At 66.1% G+C, this 14,851-nt stretch carries 16 protein-coding genes and 2 pseudogenes; 12 read left to right on the forward strand and 6 right to left on the reverse strand.

Going from position 1 to position 14,851, the window contains the following annotated elements; translation table 11 throughout:
- Positions 1 to 28 precede the first annotated feature (28 nt).
- Positions 29 to 379: a helix-turn-helix transcriptional regulator gene (locus tag JN531_RS06565; RefSeq protein ID WP_228348059.1), complete on the reverse strand. Its 351-nt coding sequence runs from the start codon at positions 377 to 379 to the stop codon at positions 29 to 31.
- Between the two features lie 107 nt (positions 380 to 486).
- Here JN531_RS06565 and JN531_RS17435 point away from each other — a divergent pair.
- Positions 487 to 678, forward strand: a pseudogene (locus tag JN531_RS17435) (helix-turn-helix domain-containing protein); the annotation flags it as partial.
- 2 nt (positions 679 to 680) lie between these two features.
- On the opposite strand, the gene JN531_RS06570 reads toward JN531_RS17435, so the two are convergent.
- Positions 681 to 1,601: a LysR family transcriptional regulator gene (locus tag JN531_RS06570; RefSeq protein ID WP_228348060.1), complete on the reverse strand. Its 921-nt coding sequence runs from the start codon at positions 1,599 to 1,601 to the stop codon at positions 681 to 683.
- 101 nt (positions 1,602 to 1,702) lie between these two features.
- On the opposite strand from JN531_RS06570, the gene JN531_RS06575 reads away from it, so the two are divergent.
- Both JN531_RS06575 and JN531_RS06580 read left to right on the forward strand, forming a co-directional pair.
- A complete protein-coding gene (locus JN531_RS06575; protein WP_228348061.1) occupies positions 1,703 to 2,032 on the forward strand; it encodes a nuclear transport factor 2 family protein in 330 nt (109 codons plus the stop codon).
- Positions 2,029 to 2,811: an SDR family oxidoreductase gene (locus tag JN531_RS06580; RefSeq protein ID WP_228348062.1), complete on the forward strand. Its 783-nt coding sequence runs from the start codon at positions 2,029 to 2,031 to the stop codon at positions 2,809 to 2,811. The genes JN531_RS06575 and JN531_RS06580 overlap by 4 nt, the downstream gene beginning before the upstream one ends.
- 60 nt (positions 2,812 to 2,871) lie before the next feature.
- On the opposite strand, the pseudogene JN531_RS17330 reads toward JN531_RS06580, so the two are convergent.
- Positions 2,872 to 3,113: pseudogene (locus JN531_RS17330) on the reverse strand (zinc-binding dehydrogenase); the annotation flags it as partial.
- A gap of 123 nt (positions 3,114 to 3,236) precedes the next feature.
- Here JN531_RS17330 and JN531_RS06590 point away from each other — a divergent pair.
- The 5 genes from JN531_RS06590 to JN531_RS06610 all read left to right on the forward strand — a co-directional run bounded on the left by JN531_RS06590 (position 3,237) and on the right by JN531_RS06610 (position 6,779).
- Positions 3,237 to 3,908, forward strand: a complete 672-nt coding sequence (locus JN531_RS06590; protein WP_228348064.1) for a TetR/AcrR family transcriptional regulator — start codon at positions 3,237 to 3,239, stop codon at positions 3,906 to 3,908.
- Positions 3,901 to 4,815, forward strand: a complete 915-nt coding sequence (locus JN531_RS06595; RefSeq protein ID WP_228348065.1) for a metal-dependent hydrolase — start codon at positions 3,901 to 3,903, stop codon at positions 4,813 to 4,815. Before JN531_RS06590 ends, JN531_RS06595 begins: the two co-directional genes overlap by 8 nt.
- Positions 4,812 to 5,297, forward strand: a complete 486-nt coding sequence (locus tag JN531_RS06600) for a styrene oxide isomerase (protein WP_228348066.1) — start codon at positions 4,812 to 4,814, stop codon at positions 5,295 to 5,297. The genes JN531_RS06595 and JN531_RS06600 overlap by 4 nt, the downstream gene beginning before the upstream one ends.
- 4 nt (positions 5,298 to 5,301) lie before the next feature.
- Positions 5,302 to 5,817 carry a styrene oxide isomerase gene (locus JN531_RS06605; RefSeq protein WP_228348067.1) on the forward strand — a complete coding sequence of 172 codons (516 nt, stop codon included), beginning with the start codon at positions 5,302 to 5,304 and terminating at the stop codon, positions 5,815 to 5,817.
- A gap of 122 nt (positions 5,818 to 5,939) precedes the next feature.
- Positions 5,940 to 6,779, forward strand: coding sequence for a sterol desaturase family protein (locus JN531_RS06610; protein ID WP_366522421.1), 840 nt, complete (start codon positions 5,940 to 5,942; stop codon positions 6,777 to 6,779).
- A gap of 18 nt (positions 6,780 to 6,797) precedes the next feature.
- Here JN531_RS06610 and JN531_RS06615 read toward each other — a convergent pair whose 3' ends face one another.
- Both JN531_RS06615 and arsS read right to left on the reverse strand, forming a co-directional pair.
- A complete protein-coding gene (locus JN531_RS06615) occupies positions 6,798 to 8,954 on the reverse strand; it encodes a dihydrolipoyl dehydrogenase family protein (RefSeq protein ID WP_228348069.1) in 2,157 nt (718 codons plus the stop codon).
- A 75-nt stretch (positions 8,955 to 9,029) separates the two neighbouring features.
- Positions 9,030 to 10,061 carry an arsenosugar biosynthesis radical SAM (seleno)protein ArsS gene (gene arsS / locus JN531_RS06620; protein WP_228348070.1) on the reverse strand — a complete coding sequence of 344 codons (1,032 nt, stop codon included), beginning with the start codon at positions 10,059 to 10,061 and terminating at the stop codon, positions 9,030 to 9,032.
- 166 nt (positions 10,062 to 10,227) lie between these two features.
- Between arsS and JN531_RS06625 the strand changes: the two genes are divergently transcribed.
- The 4 genes from JN531_RS06625 (at position 10,228) to JN531_RS06640 (ending at position 13,270) form a co-directional block, all read left to right on the forward strand.
- On the forward strand, positions 10,228 to 10,743 hold the full coding sequence (locus tag JN531_RS06625; RefSeq protein WP_228348071.1) for a hypothetical protein: 516 nt from the start codon (positions 10,228 to 10,230) through the stop codon (positions 10,741 to 10,743).
- A gap of 301 nt (positions 10,744 to 11,044) precedes the next feature.
- Entirely contained in the window at positions 11,045 to 11,908 is an 864-nt protein-coding gene (locus JN531_RS06630) for an HpcH/HpaI aldolase/citrate lyase family protein (protein ID WP_228348072.1), read from the forward strand.
- A gap of 4 nt (positions 11,909 to 11,912) precedes the next feature.
- Positions 11,913 to 12,620: a CoA transferase subunit A gene (locus tag JN531_RS06635; protein WP_228348073.1), complete on the forward strand. Its 708-nt coding sequence runs from the start codon at positions 11,913 to 11,915 to the stop codon at positions 12,618 to 12,620.
- A 2-nt stretch (positions 12,621 to 12,622) separates the two neighbouring features.
- Positions 12,623 to 13,270: a 3-oxoacid CoA-transferase subunit B gene (locus tag JN531_RS06640; protein ID WP_228348074.1), complete on the forward strand. Its 648-nt coding sequence runs from the start codon at positions 12,623 to 12,625 to the stop codon at positions 13,268 to 13,270.
- Between the two features lie 245 nt (positions 13,271 to 13,515).
- Here JN531_RS06640 and JN531_RS06645 read toward each other — a convergent pair whose 3' ends face one another.
- A complete protein-coding gene (locus tag JN531_RS06645) occupies positions 13,516 to 14,778 on the reverse strand; it encodes an acetyl-CoA hydrolase/transferase family protein (protein ID WP_228348075.1) in 1,263 nt (420 codons plus the stop codon).
- Positions 14,779 to 14,851 lie beyond the last annotated feature (73 nt).

Genomic DNA, 14,851 nt, shown 5'->3' on the forward strand with positions numbered 1-14,851 from the left:
TGACTTTCATCCTGTCGGGCGCACCAGGTCAATGGCTTGGCGACATGACAAGCGGTCTCGAACGCCTGGATTGTTCTCGAAACTTGGCCGGTGTTTGATCAAACCACCTCGTGCAGCTTCGGTGGAAGACGGCGAGATCCGAGTAGCCCAGGCTGTGGGCTATCCGCGCGAGCGGAATGCTTGTTTCCACGAGATATTCCTGAGCAAGCGTTTTTCGCGTTGCATCCCGAAGCGCCTCGAAACTCGTTCCAAGTGCCTTGAGTTTTCGCTGCATGGTGCGGGGGTTCAGCCGCAGCGCTGCGGCTGCGGCGGAAATGTCGACGGTACGAAAGCGCATGAGCTGAGGCAGCAGCTCTAAGAGTTGCTGATCAATCGGCAAGTCGTGCGGCGGCGCCGTGCCATGCAGGTATTGCTCAATCCTTGAGAAACGTCAGCAGGTCCCGGTTGAAGCGATCCTTGTGGGTGTCGGTCAGGCCGTGCGGCGCGCCGGGGCAGTATCTTCAAGGGGGGCGCGTACGGAGCGCACAGAAAGCGTTGCGGCGCGGGCGGCCCCTGAAGGTGATCGCCGCCGAGGTCGGATATGGCAGTGAGGCTGCGCTTTCTCGTGCCTTCAAGGCGCAATCCGGGCAATCACCGCGCGAGTGGAAGAATCAACAGCAAGCGGCGACCAATGTGTGACCTCAGCGGCCACGGTCGCGCGTGGGCAGGTCACGATCACGCAGGCAATCGATGAACGCGCGAAGCGCAGGGCGAATGTGGCGGCGGTTCGAGTAGTAGAGATACAGCCCGGGCACCGTTTGAACCCAGTCCGGCAGGACGTGCTTGAGCAGTCCGCGTTCGAGCGCTTCCGCAATTCCGTCGTCGTTGTACGCATAGAAGATGCCCAGGCCCTGCAGGGCAGCGGGAACGACGATGTCCTGGTGATTGGAGATCAGCGGCCCGTCAACTTCGGCCTCGATCCTTTGACCCTTCTTCTGAAACGGCCAGCGGGCGACCCTTCCGCTTCCCGGAAAACGCCAGCGGATGCAGACGTGCCGATGCAGGTCCGCGGGGGTTCTGGGCGCACCGAATCGGGCAAGGTAGTCCGGTGATGCCACCGCGAGCAAGCTGACGTCCGGCGTCAGACGGACCGCGACCATATCCTTCTGGAGGCGCCCGCCAACGCGAATGCCGGCGTCGAATCCGCCCGCCACGATGTCACTCAGCCCGTCGTCGACCACGATGTCGAGCACCACGTCGGGATAAGCCCTGTGAAAGCGTCCGAGTCGCGGCGCGATGAGCTGCTTCGCGGCCATGCTGGAGGTATTGATCCGCAGCGTTCCGGCCGTTCTGTTCGTCGATCCGACGGCCTGCGCAACTGCATCATCCATTTCGCGCAACATCGGAGCGACGCGTTCGTGGAGCCGTTGTCCCGGTTCCGTCGGCGCGACACTCCGGGTGGTGCGATTGAGCAGCCGAACACCCAGCCGGGTCTCCAGTTGGCGGATCGTCTGACTCAAGGCGGACCGGGACAGGCCGAGGTGATCTGCGGCCCGGGCAAAGCTCGCCCGGTCGACGACGGCCACGAAAGCCTTCAACTCGGCGTAGTCCGACCCGCGCATTGTGCACCGTTTTCTAAACAACCCAATCAGATAATAGGTGATTTTCTTATTGGTGGTATGCCGGCATCGTGGCGCCTCCTTGAGCTCGAATGGAGATCGCGATGAAAGTGCTGAACCTTCCCGACCCGATTGCGGCGTACTTCGACGCAGACAAACGGGACGGACATGCGGTGGCCCGCTGCTTCACCAGTGACGGGCGTGTTACCGATGAAGGGCAAACGCATGTGGGCCGCGCCGCCATTGAAGGCTGGAAGACGGCGGCCTCCGCCCAGTTCGCGTACCTCACCGAGCCCATCGCGCTCGAGAAGGTCGGTCGCCATTACAGGGTGACGGGTCGCGTGACCGGGACCTTTCCGGGCAGCCCCGTGGAGCTCCGGTACCAGTTCATGCTGGAGCGGGGCAGGATCGCGTCGCTGGTGATCACGCCATGAGCTTTGATCTGGGGCTTGTGGGCGCGCGCGTACTGGTCACCGGCGGCACCCGCGGTGCGGGGGAGGCTACCGTGCGGTCCTTGCGCGGGGCGGGTGCGCGAATCGTCGTGGCGGCGCGTTCGCTGCCCGCCGAAGCCCTCGGTGATGTGCACTACCTGGCCGCGAACCTGTCTACCGCCGAGGGTGCACAGGCCACCGCCGAGGCGGCGCGCAAGCAGCTTGGCGGCATCGATGTTCTGATCAATGTGGTCGGCGGGTCGTCCGCTCCTGCGGGCGGCTTTGCGGCACTCGATGATGGCGAATGGTCGAAGGAACTGGACCTGAACCTGATGTCCGCAGTCCGACTCGACAGGGCGCTGCTTCCGTCGATGATCGCGCAACGTTCGGGCGTGATCATTCATGTGACGTCGATCCAGCGTGTGCTGCCGTTGCCGGATGCGACCATCGCCTACGCCGCCGCCAAAGCGGCGCTGTCCACATACAGCAAGGCGCTGTCGAAGGAAGTCACGCCCAAAGGGGTCCGGGTGGTCCGTGTGTCGCCTGGATGGATCGAGACCGATGCCGCGGTGGCGCTCGCGGAGCGTCTGGCGCGTCAGGCGAACACCGACTACGCGGGCGGCCAGCAGATCATCATGGATGCCTTGGGCGGTATCCCACTGGGGCGTCCGGTGAAGCCACAGGAGGTCGCTGACCTCATCACGTTCCTGGCATCACCGCGCGCTGCGTCCATTTCAGGTGTCGAGTATGTGATCGATGGCGGAACCGTTCCAACCACCTGACGGGGCCTCCGTGCCTGCCCGGCGGCTCAGGGTACAGCGGGGCCGCCGAGCGGTCGGTGCCTATATGGCGAAGCCCTCCAGCACGATCTTGCCCCTGGCCTTGCCGCTTTCCAGCAGCATATGCGCGCGCCGCAGGTTGCCCGCATTGATCATGCCGTAGTGCTCGCCGAGGGTGCTGCGCAACACGCCGGCATCGACCGGCGCAGACACCTCGTTCAGACGTTCGTGCTGACCGATCATTTCGGGGTTTCGAACAGGGAACGGGTGAACATGAACGCCCAGTGCAAGGAGCCGGCCTTGCGGTGCGATGGCCTTCGGTACCGGGGCGCCTGCCGGCACGCAGAACCACCGCGCACACTGGATCCAGACGGGCACCGCCGTTCGCAGTTGTTGACACTGTTACGTTAACACTGTCAACATTCCGCATGGCCCGTAAAAAAACCACCGAAACCGTCCGCGACCGCAAGCGCGAGGAGATTGTGGATGCCGCGATGGCGGTGTTTGAGAACGGCGGCGGCATGGACGCGCTGAGCTTCCGCAAGCTCGCGGCGCAGTTGTCGCTGAGCTACTCGGCGCCCTATCGCTACTTCGCCAACAAGGAAGCGCTGATCAATGCGATGCGGGCCCGGGCCTACCGCTGGATCGAGGGGGTCATGCTCGACGCCATTGCCGATATTGACGATCCGGAGGCGCAGCTGGAGGCGCTGGCGGCGGCCTACATCGATGCGGGCATCGCCCAGCCCGATCGCTACGCCCTGATGTTCTTCCGGGTGGACGACCCCAGTGCGACCCATCGATCGCTGGAACTGCGGGCCGCCAAGCACGATGCACTCGACGTCTGTACCCGGGTGATTACGGCGGGGCAGGCGGCTGGCAGCATGCCCACCCACCTCGACCCGCTGACGGCGAGCCACCTGTTCTGGACGGCCGCGCACGGACTGGTCTCGCTGCAGGTGGCGGGACAGTTCGAGATGGGCCGCAATACCGCAGCGCTGGTGCCTGCGCTGATCGGTGTGCTGCGCGCCGGTGTGGATCACTTCCGCGCCGGCGAGCCGCAGTCTGCCGCAACCCCCGAGGAGGTGCGCCACCATGGCTGACACGACCCACGAGCCCCTGCCGATCCCGCGGCAGATCGCATTCAGCTTTCCTGACGACCTGGACCCGTGCTGGAAGCCGGGCGATCCCGAGTTCTGTGCCATGGTCAACGGCGCCTCGCTGACCATGCCGTATCTGGAGCCGTTCCTGATCCGCACCGTGCGGGAGGCGATGCCGCGGATCGCCGACCCGCGAGTGCACGAAGCCGCGCGTGCATTCAATACCCAGGAACAGTTTCACTATCAGGCGCATCGTCGTTTCAACGAGCTGATCAAGGCACGCGGCTATCCCGAACTGGCGGCGCTGGAAGCGCGCATGCAGGCCGCCTATCAGCGGCTGGGGACCAAATCGCTGCGCACGCGTCTGGCCTACACGGCGGGCTTCGAGGCGATGACCATGGGCGTGACCCGCTGGCTCATCAACCACCGGGTCCGGCTGTTCGGCGGCAGCGACAGCCGTGTCGCCTCCTTCATTCTTTGGCACTTTGTCGAAGAGGCCGAGCACAAATGCGTGGCGTACGACGTCTACCAGGATGTCTGCGGCGGCGGTGCCGGCGCGTATCTGGCGCGGGCGGTCGGTGTGTTCCACGGCGCACTCGATGTCATGTTTGCCTCCATGCGGGGCTACAAGCTCATCCTCCGGAAGGATGGACGGTGGTATCAGTGGCGGTCGCGGCTGCGCCTGTTGCGTCACCTCGCCAGTTTTGTCCGCACGGTGGCGCCGTACCTGCTGCGGGCAGCGATGCCGGGCCATACCCCGCGACGCGAACAGGAGCCGCAGTGGGTGTACGACTGGATTGCGGCGTATCAGCACGCACCACCGGGGTACGTGCCGATGGTCGATACCCACAGCAAGACGCTTCCGGTGCCGTTTGATGCGGTGCCACCGCTGTCCGGGGCGCGTCCGTGACGCCGGCAGCGGCGCTCTCGCCGATGCGGCGCCTGTTGATCGGCCATGGCGCCTTGATGATCCTGGTCGGCGGCGTCATCGGCTTCGGCTTCCTGTTCTTTCTCATGGGCGAAATCAGCCTCTGGCCCTTCCCCGGTCGCGTCGACTACCAGTTGCCCGGCAGCTACGACGCGTGGCGCATGGCGCACATGGAAGCCATCGTCAACGGTGCCATCCTCTGGATTCTCGCGGCCGTGCTGCAGCACCTGCCGTTCGGCGTGGTCGGTGTCCGGCGTGCAGTGCATGGCATGTTGGTTGTGGCCTGGTCGATTGTCGTCGCCTCCGTCTTCGATCCGTTGTTTCCGGACAGCCGCGGGCTGGCGGCCAGCGATTCGCTGACCAACAACATCGCCTTCGGCCTGTTCTACATCGGCGTTGTCGGCGTGATGATTCTGATGGGTGTGATTGCCTACAAGGCATTGTTCACGCGGGCGCCGGAGTAGCGCCATGACCGACCCTGACAGGCTGCTCGCCACCGCCCGGCAGGGGCGGCTACGATTGATTCAGCAAGGCGCCGTCATTGCCGTCATTGGCTTGCTCTCCGGCTTCGGCCTGGTGTTTTCCATCCTTGATGCCCTGCATGTCTGGCCCGTGACGCTGCCCTACGCCGGTGACATTCCCGGCAGCGAACACGGCTGGCGCGTCGCCCATGTGGCGGGGGTGATGAACGGCATGCTGATGATCATCGCCGGCCTCGCGCTGGTGCCGGTCCTCCCCGGCATCCGCGCCCAACGCTGGGTGGTGTGGGGCATGGTCTACACCGGCTGGGGCAATACGGTGTTCTTTCATTGCGCCAACCTGTCGGCCAACCGCGGCCTGTCCGCGGGCACCACCCAACTGGGCGACGCCGATGCCCTTGGCGCCATCGGCTACCTGATCGGGGCCAGCACCATTCCGTTGACGATCGTCGCGCTCGGTCTGCTGGCGTGCGCGGCCACGGTGCGGCTACGAGCCCGGAACTGATACGACGCGACCGGTTCCGGCGTCAGCGCTATGATCTGCCGGTGATCACCGAGCGCCGCCGGATGGCGGCGGCAGAAGAAGGTGTCCGGTGACTGCGCCCCGTGACCGCCGAGCCCGCGATGATGTCCGATTCCCTGTTGCCGAATGAGCCCGCGATACGGCTCACCGTGTTTGCCGGCATCTTTGTCGTGATGGCCCTGTGGGAACGGCTGGCGGCACGCCGCCCGCAGGCGGTTCCGCGGCGACGGCGCTGGCCCGCCAATCTGGGGATTGTGGTGATCGATACGCTGCTGGTGCGTGTCGCATTTCCGGTCGCAGCGATCGGGGTTGCGCAACTGGCGGAGGCCGGTGGCTGGGGGCTGTTGCCGGCGCTGGGGCTGCCGTCGTGGGCGATGATGGTGTTGGCGGTGGTGGCGCTGGATCTGGTCATCTACTTCCAGCACGTGCTGTTCCATGCGGTGCCGACGCTGTGGCGGCTGCATCGCATGCACCACGCCGACCTCGAGTTCGATGTCACGACCGGGGCCCGGTTCCATCCATTCGAAATTCTGCTGTCGATGCTGATCAAGCTCGGCGCTGTCGCGGCCCTGGGCGCACCGGTGGTCGCTGTGCTGGTTTTCGAGGTTGTCCTGAATGCCACCTCGATGTTCAATCACGGCAATGTGCGGTTGCCGCGATCGATCGATCGCGTGCTGCGCTGGGTCGTGGTGACGCCGGACATGCACCGCGTGCACCACTCGGTACTGCCCGCCGAGACCAACAGCAACTTCGGCTTCAATCTGCCGTGGTGGGATCGCCTGTTCGGCACCTACCGGGCCCAGCCACAGGCCGGCCATGCCGGCATGACCATCGGCATCGAGCAGTTCCGGGATCCGGCCGAACTGCGCCTCGACCGGATGTTGCTGCAACCGTTTCGGCGCGCGAGTGCCGCGGCCGCTCGACCACCAGCGGACCGTCGCTGAGGCATTGCCGCCCGGTGCTCAGCGCCGGCGCCAGGTATGGAACCGCGCCACCAGGCGGAGCAGCGCTTCGGGCTTGTGGGCCTGCTTCCACGCCCCGGCGGCATATTTGTTGGCCTCGGCCAGCGTCGGGTAGATGTGGATGGTGCCGAGCAGTTTGTTGAGCCCGAGGCCGTGGCGCATCGCCAGCACATATTCGGCAATCAGGTCGCCGGCATGTTCGCCGACGATGGTGACACCGAGAATGCGGTCCTTGCCGGGCACCGTCAGTACCTTGATCATGCCGTGGGCTTCGCCGTCGGCGATCGCCCGGTCGAGCTCGGCGAGGTCGAAGGTGGTGACTTCATAGGCGATGCCCTGCGCCCGGGCATCGGTTTCGTTGAGCCCGACACGCGCAACCTCCGGCTCGGTGAAGGTGGCCCAGGGAATCACCGAGTAGTCGACCTTGAACTTGCCGCCGCGCAGCGCCAATAGCGGTTCGAACAGGCCGTTGACCGCCGCATACCAGGCCATGTGCGCCGCGGTGTGGGTGAACTGGTAGGGGCCGGCGACATCGCCGACGGCGTAGATGTTGGGGAAGCGGGTCTGCAGGAAATCATTGACCTCAAGCCGGCCGGTGGTCTTGATCCCCAGCGTGTCGAGGCCGTAGCCGGTGAGCCGGGCGGCGCGGCCGACGGCGACGATGATCTGGTCGAAGGCGATGCGTACGGGCTGGCCGTCCTGGTCACAGAGCAGCACCTTTTCGCCATTGTCGACGACCACGACGGTGGCCGTGGTGCCGACGCGGACGTCGATGCCCTCGGCGACAAAGCGGCGTCGCACCGCCTCCGACACCTCCGGGTCCTCGCGCTGCAGCAGGCGCGGCTGCATCTCGACCTGGGTGACAGTCGAACCGAGGCGGGCGAATGCCTGCGCCAGCTCCGAGCCGATTGGTCCGCCGCCCAGCACCACCAGCCGTTGCGGCCGTTCACGCAGCTGCCAGAGGGTGTCCGAGGTCAGATAGCCGGCCTCGGCAAGGCCGGGGATCGGCGGCACGAAGGGTTCGGCCCCGGCGGCGATGACGATGGTGCGCGCGGTCAGCCGTTGACGGCTGCCGTCATGGAGGGCGATCTCGACGGTCCAGGGGTCGATCAGTCGTCCGGTCCCTTCGAGCACCTCCACCCCCAGCCCGGTGTAGCGCTCGACCGAGTCGTGCGGCTCGATGGCGCGGACCACGGCCTGTACCCGGTCCATCACCTTGGCGAAGTCGGGCGTGCCCGATACGGCGTCGAATCCGAACTCGTCGGCGCGGCGCAGGTGGCTGGCGAACTTGGCGGACCGGATCAGCGCCTTCGACGGTACGCAACCGGTGTTCAGGCAGTCGCCGCCCATCCGGTGCTTCTCGATCAGCGTGACCTTGGCTTTCACCGCTGCGCCGATGTAGGCGCTGACCAGACCACCACTACCGCCGCCGATGACGATCAGGTTGCGGTCGAACCGCGCCGGGCGGCGGTAGGGGGCATAGACGCGTCGCGCTTTGACGCCATCGACCAGCTTGCGCGTGATCAGCGGAAACACGCCGAGCAGCACGAAGGCGCCGATCAGGCCCGGCGACAGGATGCCGCCGAGTGAGGTCAACTGTGCCAGCTGGGTGCCGGCATTCACGTACACCAACGTGCCGGCGAGCATGCCGAGCTGACTGACCCAGAAGAAGGTCCAGACCCGCATCTGCGTCAACCCCAGCAGCAGGTTGATCAGGAAGAATGGAAACACCGGGACCAGCCGCAGGGTGAACAGGTAGAACGGACCGTCACGGGTGATGCCGGCGTTGATCGCCTTGAGGCGCTCGCCGTAGCGGCGTTCGATGCCGCCCCGGAACAGGTAGCGGGCAAACAGGAAGGCGCCGGTGGCGCCCAGCGTCGAGGCGAACGAGACCAGCACCGTGCCCCAGATCACCCCGAAGATCGCGCCAGCCGCCAGCGTCAGCACCACCGCGCCCGGAATCGACAGCGCCGTGACCAGCACATAAACCCCGAAGAACGCCGCGGTGAGCAGTAGCGGCTGTGCATCGCGATAGTCGATCAACAGGCTGCGACGATCCTGCAGCGCCTCCAGCGACAGGAAGCGGCCCAGATCAAAGGCGAAGAAAGCGGCGATGGCGCCGACGATCAACGTCAGCAGCAGAAGGCGTTTGATCATGAGGGTGTCGGCTCGCTCAGGGGCCGGCACGGGCGCGCGCGGCGGGGGGTCGGAAGGCGCATCTGCGGCCTCCGTTCAGGTGGTGGCGCCGCCGCAGGAAGACCCGGCGCCGGCGGTGCAGCCAAAGCAGTGGTTGCCGACCCGGATGTCGCGGCGCTCCAGCGCCTCCGGATCGAAATCGAAAATCGTCAGGGGTCGCGCGCCGTCGCGGATCGCCATCCCCAACTGTTGGTTGAAGTCGCAGTCGTAGAGCCTGCCGTCGGCGCCAACGCTGATCATGGTACGGCACATCACCTGGCCGGCTGCGGTCGGGTTGAAGGCCTGCACCAGCTTGTCCATGTAAGCGGCGTATTGGCCCGACTTTCGCAGGTGCAGCGCGAAGCGATTGATCGGCATGTTGGTGATCGTGAACAGCTGGTTGAAGACGATGCCGAAACGCGTCTTCAGCTCGCGTTTGTAGTCCGCTTCGAGCACGGCCTGTGCGGCGGGCAGGTAGGGCCCGGCGGGGTTGTAGACTAGCGTGAGCATCAGCCCCGAATCGTCGACACCATAGCCCAGCGCGTTGAGACGCTGCAGGCCGGCGATGCTCTTGTCGAAAACGCCATTGCCGCGCTGTTTGTCGGTGAAGAAGGCCTGGTAGTACGGCAGCGAGCAGACCACCTCGACGCGGTGCCGGGCGAAGAATTCCGGCAGATAGGCCTTGCTTTCACCGGTCTGTGGGTTGCCGTCATCGCTCACCGTCAGGTTGTGGCGGACGATGATTTTCCGCTGCAGTGCCGCCACCCGTTCGACCAAGGCGTCGAAATCCGGATGCAGCTCGGGCGCACCGCCGGTCAGGTCCAGGGTGCGGATCTGCGGGTGCGCCGCCAGCAGGGCCACCACCCGCTCGATGCCGTCTCGCGACAGGGCGTCGGTGCGTGCCGGCGAGGCGTCGACATGGCAGTGGCGGCACGCCTGGTTGCACAGCGTGGTCAGGTTGACCTGCAGCGTGTCGATGGTCAGCGGCGTCAGTGCGACGTCGTGCGCGCGCAACTGGTCCGAAAAGCGATGGCGCTCGCCGGCGTCGGCCGCGTCGTCGACCACCACCGGGATCCCGGCCGGGGTCATTGGCCGCCACCACGGGTGCCGCGAGCGGCGTTCGGTATCGGCAGGCACGGTGTCATCGAAGGCGATCCTGATCGCTACATTGAGACACTGATACTAGGCTTCTACGGCTACCCGCGTGAACGTTCCAGCGTCCGCGGTTAATGCTCGAGCGTCCATCTAATGAGATATGTTCTCATTTGTGTTCGGCCTTGCCATCTTGGCCCCCGACCGGCAGCTGCAGGTCGTCGCATTCCCCGGCAGTGCCTATTCGACGCCGGAGCATGACGCGATCTTCCTGCACGGCCGCACGCCGCTGACCGAGCACCTGATCACCCCGGTGCTGGTGCGGGCCGCGGACGGCCACTTCGAAGGTCTCTGCGAGATGCCCGGGGACATGAAGGCACTGGCGCTGTCGCGACCGCTGCATTTCGGCGACTACGGCGGTCTGGGCTGTGCTCGACCTGATCATCATTGCGGTGTGGATCAGCGGCCTGAAGCGTTGGCGCCGACGGCGGCGCCGTGCCCTGCGCGACGATGCCGTGGTTGTGCCACAGGTCCCGGCTTGAGCGGCGCCGGTACGGTGAAGACCGCACCGCAGCGGCGCAGGATTATCCTCCGGGTCCCATTGTGGCTGTTCGGCCAGGCCTCCCCGGCTTGGTCGGTGCACGGGCCGTGGACGGGCCGCTTGATCTGCTGGGGGTAAGCGCCGCCGCCACCGGATTGCCGGTAATCGGCTGGGCGATCGTCAAGGCGCTTGGTCGCGCAGTCGCTGAGCGCGGGTCGATCCAGCCCATCCGGACTTGCGCCGTTTGCGGCTTTCGACATGGTGACGGACCCGACACTTCAGCTGCCAGAGCACACCCGGATAACGGAACTGAATCCAGTACACTTCTCGCCCGCCTGCAGACTACCGCAGGGGGACGAGGAGCGGCGGCGGCAACCGCGGCATGCTGGCGCGCCTCGGGCCTTCAGGGCCCGCTGATTCGCCTGACCACGGTTCCGACATGAAATCACTGCTATTCGTCCCCGCCGACAGCGAGCGCAAGCTGGCCAAGGCCGAGGGCATTGCCGCCGGGCGGCTCACCATTGACCTTGAAGACGCCGTGCTGCCGGACCGCAAGCCGGTGGGCCGCCAGATGGTGGCCGAGTACGTGCGCGGTTACCGCGGCCCCAGCGAACTGTGGGTCCGGGTGAACGACCTCGAGTCCGGCGAGATTCTCAAGGACCTGGTGGCCCTGGCCGGCCTGCCGATCGCCGGCATCATGCTGCCGAAGATCCGTGGCCCCGAAGACCTGACTCGCGTCAGCCATTATCTGGACCTGCTGGATGCCCAGCGCGAGGCCGACACCCCGCTCGGCATCCTCGCGGTCTGCACCGAAACCCCGGCAGCGGTGCTGCGCATGGGTGAGCTGCTGCACCGGCCGCATCCACGTCTGCGCGGCATGTTGTGGGGCGCCGAAGACCTCAGCGCGGCCCTCGGTGCCGGCAGCCCCCGACACGCCGATGGCGCCTGGCGCGACACCTATGTCTACGCGCGGGCGCAGTGTCTGTTGGCCTGCCACGCGCTGGAAATCGAGGCCATCGACACGGTCTACGTCGATTTCCGCGATGCCGAGGGTTGCCGCACCAACTGCCAGCAGGCGCGCCACGACGGTTTCACCGGCAAGGTGGCGATCCACCCCGACCAGGTGGCGATCATCAATGATGCCTTCACCCCCAGCGACGACGAGGTGGCCCATGCCCGGCGGGTGATCGCCGCCTTCGCCGGCGGCGCCGGTGCGGTCGCGCTGGACGGCAAGATGATCGACATCCCGCATCTCAAGAGCGCGCGCAATACGCTGCGCAGCGCCGGCCTCGAAGGAGCCTGACCCGATGAGCAACAAGGTGTACCCCGATGCGCGGACCGCGCTGGCCGGCCTGACCTTCGACGGCATGACCGTGATGTCCGGTGGCTTCGGTCTCTGTGGCATCCCCGAGCATCTGATTCTCGCCCTGCGCGATTCCGGGGCGAAAGACCTGACCGTCATCGGCAACAACGTCGGCTGCGACGAGCACGGCATGTGGTTGGTGCTGGCCAACAACCAGATCCGCAAGGTGCTGGCCAGCTACGTCGGCGAAAACAAGATTCTCGAATCGCGCTTCATGAGCGGCGAGGTGGAGATCGAGTTCAATCCGCAGGGCACGCTGGCCGAGCGCATCCGCGCCGGCGGTGCCGGCATTCCCGCCTTCTACACCCGTACTGGCTACGGCACCAAGGTGGCCGAGGGCAAGGAGACCCGCCAGTTCAACGGCGAGTGGTACGTGATGGAAACCGGCCTGGTGGCGGACCTGTCGCTGGTGAAGGCCTGGAAGGCGGACACCGAAGGCAACCTGATCTACCGTAAGACCGCCCGCAACTTCAATCCGATGATCGCCACCGCCGGCAAGGTCACCGTGGTCGAGGTGGAAGAGATCGTCCCGGTCGGCAGCTTCGACCCCGACCAGATTCACACGCCCGGCATCTTTGTCGATCGCATCGTGCAGGGCACCGACTACGTCAAACACATCGAGCGGCGCACGACGCGCCCGCGGGAGCAGTAAGCATGGCCTGGACCCGAGACCAGATGGCGGCACGCGCCGCCAAGGAATTGCGCGACGGCTTCTACGTGAACCTCGGCATCGGCATTCCCACCCTGGTGGCGAACATGATTCCCGCCGGCATGACGGTGACGCTGCAAAGCGAGAACGGCATGCTCGGCATGGGGCCTTTCCCGTATGAGGGCGAGGAGGATGCCGACCTCATCAACGCCGGCAAGCAGACCATCACCGATCTGCCGCAGACCAGCTACTTCTCCAGTGCCGACAGCTTCGGCATGATCCGCGGCGGCCACATCAACCTGTCGATTCTCGGCGGCATGGAAGTGGCCGCCAACGGGGATCTCGCCAACTGGATGGTGCCGGGCAAGATGATCAAGGGCATGGGCGGCGCCATGGACCTGGTCGCCGGGGTCAAGCGGGTGGTGGTGGTGATGGACCACTGCGACAAGAGCGGTGCCTCCAAATTCAAGGCCGAATGCAGCCTGCCGCTCACCGGCAAGGGCGTGGTCGACCTGCTGATCACCGACCTCGCCGTGTTCGAGATTGATCGCAAGGGGGGTGGGGCGCGGCTCATCGAGTTGGCTGACGGTGTCAGTCTCGGTGAAGTGAAGGGGAAGACCGAGGCGGCGTTTGAGGTAAGTCTCGCTGCTTAGTGAGCAGGGCGAAACCGTTGCAGACCCGTGCCAGATTCCGTCTCGACGAAGCATCGCCCACATCAGAACAATTGTCATTGCGAGCCGCCGCAGGCGGCGCGGCAATCTCGTTGCCATGGCAGTACCACCCGGACCAGATCGCCGCGGGGCGGTGCCCCTGATACCGACCTTGGGCCCGCGAGGGCATGGGCTGAGCCGCGACTGAACCTCAGCACGCACGCGTCGTTACTGAGCCCGCGCGCCGCTCACAACCGCGCAGCCATCTCCGTCCATGCACGCTCCAACGCCTCCCGATGCCCCGGCGCCGCAATCGCGATCAAGGCCTTCGCGCGGCCGTGCACATCCAACCCGCGCAGCGCGGCAGTGCCCTGCTCGGTCACCACGTAATCCGCACAGTGGCGCGGTAGTGCGGTCAAGCCAGGCGCGCCCAGAGTTGGCACGATGCGGGTGAAGCGGCCGTCGTCGGTGGCCGACGACAACGCAATGATCGACCGTCCGCCAGGCGACAGCAGGGCGCCGCTCACGAAGGGGGGCAGCCCGCCAACCCCGGCCAGCAGCCGACCCTTGAGGCTGTCGGCATTGACCTGGCCGAACAGGTCGACCTCCACGGCCGAATTGATGGCGCAGAAGTTGGGAATCTGGCCGATGCGCAGGGCGTTGTGGGTTTCCGCCACGGGGCGAAAGAAGAAGCTGTCATCACCGTCGATGCGGCGATAGAAGTCGGCATCGCCCAGGGCCACGCCGGCATCGACGCTGCCGCGTCCCTGCACCGCGCCCGCATCGAGCAGCCCGATCAGCGCCGGCGACACCATGCCCGACCACACCTTCAGCCCGCGGTGCCCACGCAGCGCATCGAGAATACCGGTCTGCAGCTTGCCGATGCCGAACTCCAGGGTGTCGCCATCGCGCACCAGTTCGGCCACCCGTAGCGCGTGGGCGCGCAAGCCGTCATCCGGCTGACCGGCGTCATAGGGCAGCAGGTCGGCGTCCATCTCGAAGGCGGCATCGATGTCGCCGGCCCGTACCGAGAAGCTGCCCCGGGTGCGCGGCAGGCGCGGATTGAAATGCGCCACCCGTACCTTGGCTTTGGCCCACACCGCCGGCAGGAAGTCGTACGCCAGCCCGAGGCTGCAGCTGCCGCTGGCATCGGGCGGTGTCAGCTGCGCCAACGCCAGGTCGATCTCGACGTTTTCCAGCAGGTCGCGATAGCTCGACGGGTGGTCCAGCGGCAGCAACTCGGCGCGGCCATCGGCGAGCCCGGCGCGCAGACCCTGGCTCATCACGTAGTTGCGCTGGCGGGCTTCGGGGTGCAGGCCGAGGTAGTCGTTGCGATTGATGCCGGGAAAGTGCATGCCGACGAAACGCACACCGGCCGCGGCCTCCGGCCGCGCCTTCAGCGCCTCGTAGAACGGCAGGCTCTCGCCGGAGACGCCGGGGACGTAAACGGTCATGCCCGGCTTGAGGCGGTCGAGCAGCTGGTCGAGGGTGCAGCGGGGGACGGTGTTCATGGTCGTCATCATCATGGCTGTGCCGGCGCCGTCAAGCTGCATGCGGAGGTTGTCGGGGGCGGGCTGAATTTGC

Origin of the sequence: Flagellatimonas centrodinii (assembly GCF_016918765.2) — a bacterium.
In the GTDB taxonomy this organism is placed as follows: domain Bacteria; phylum Pseudomonadota; class Gammaproteobacteria; order Nevskiales; family Nevskiaceae; genus Polycyclovorans; species Polycyclovorans centrodinii.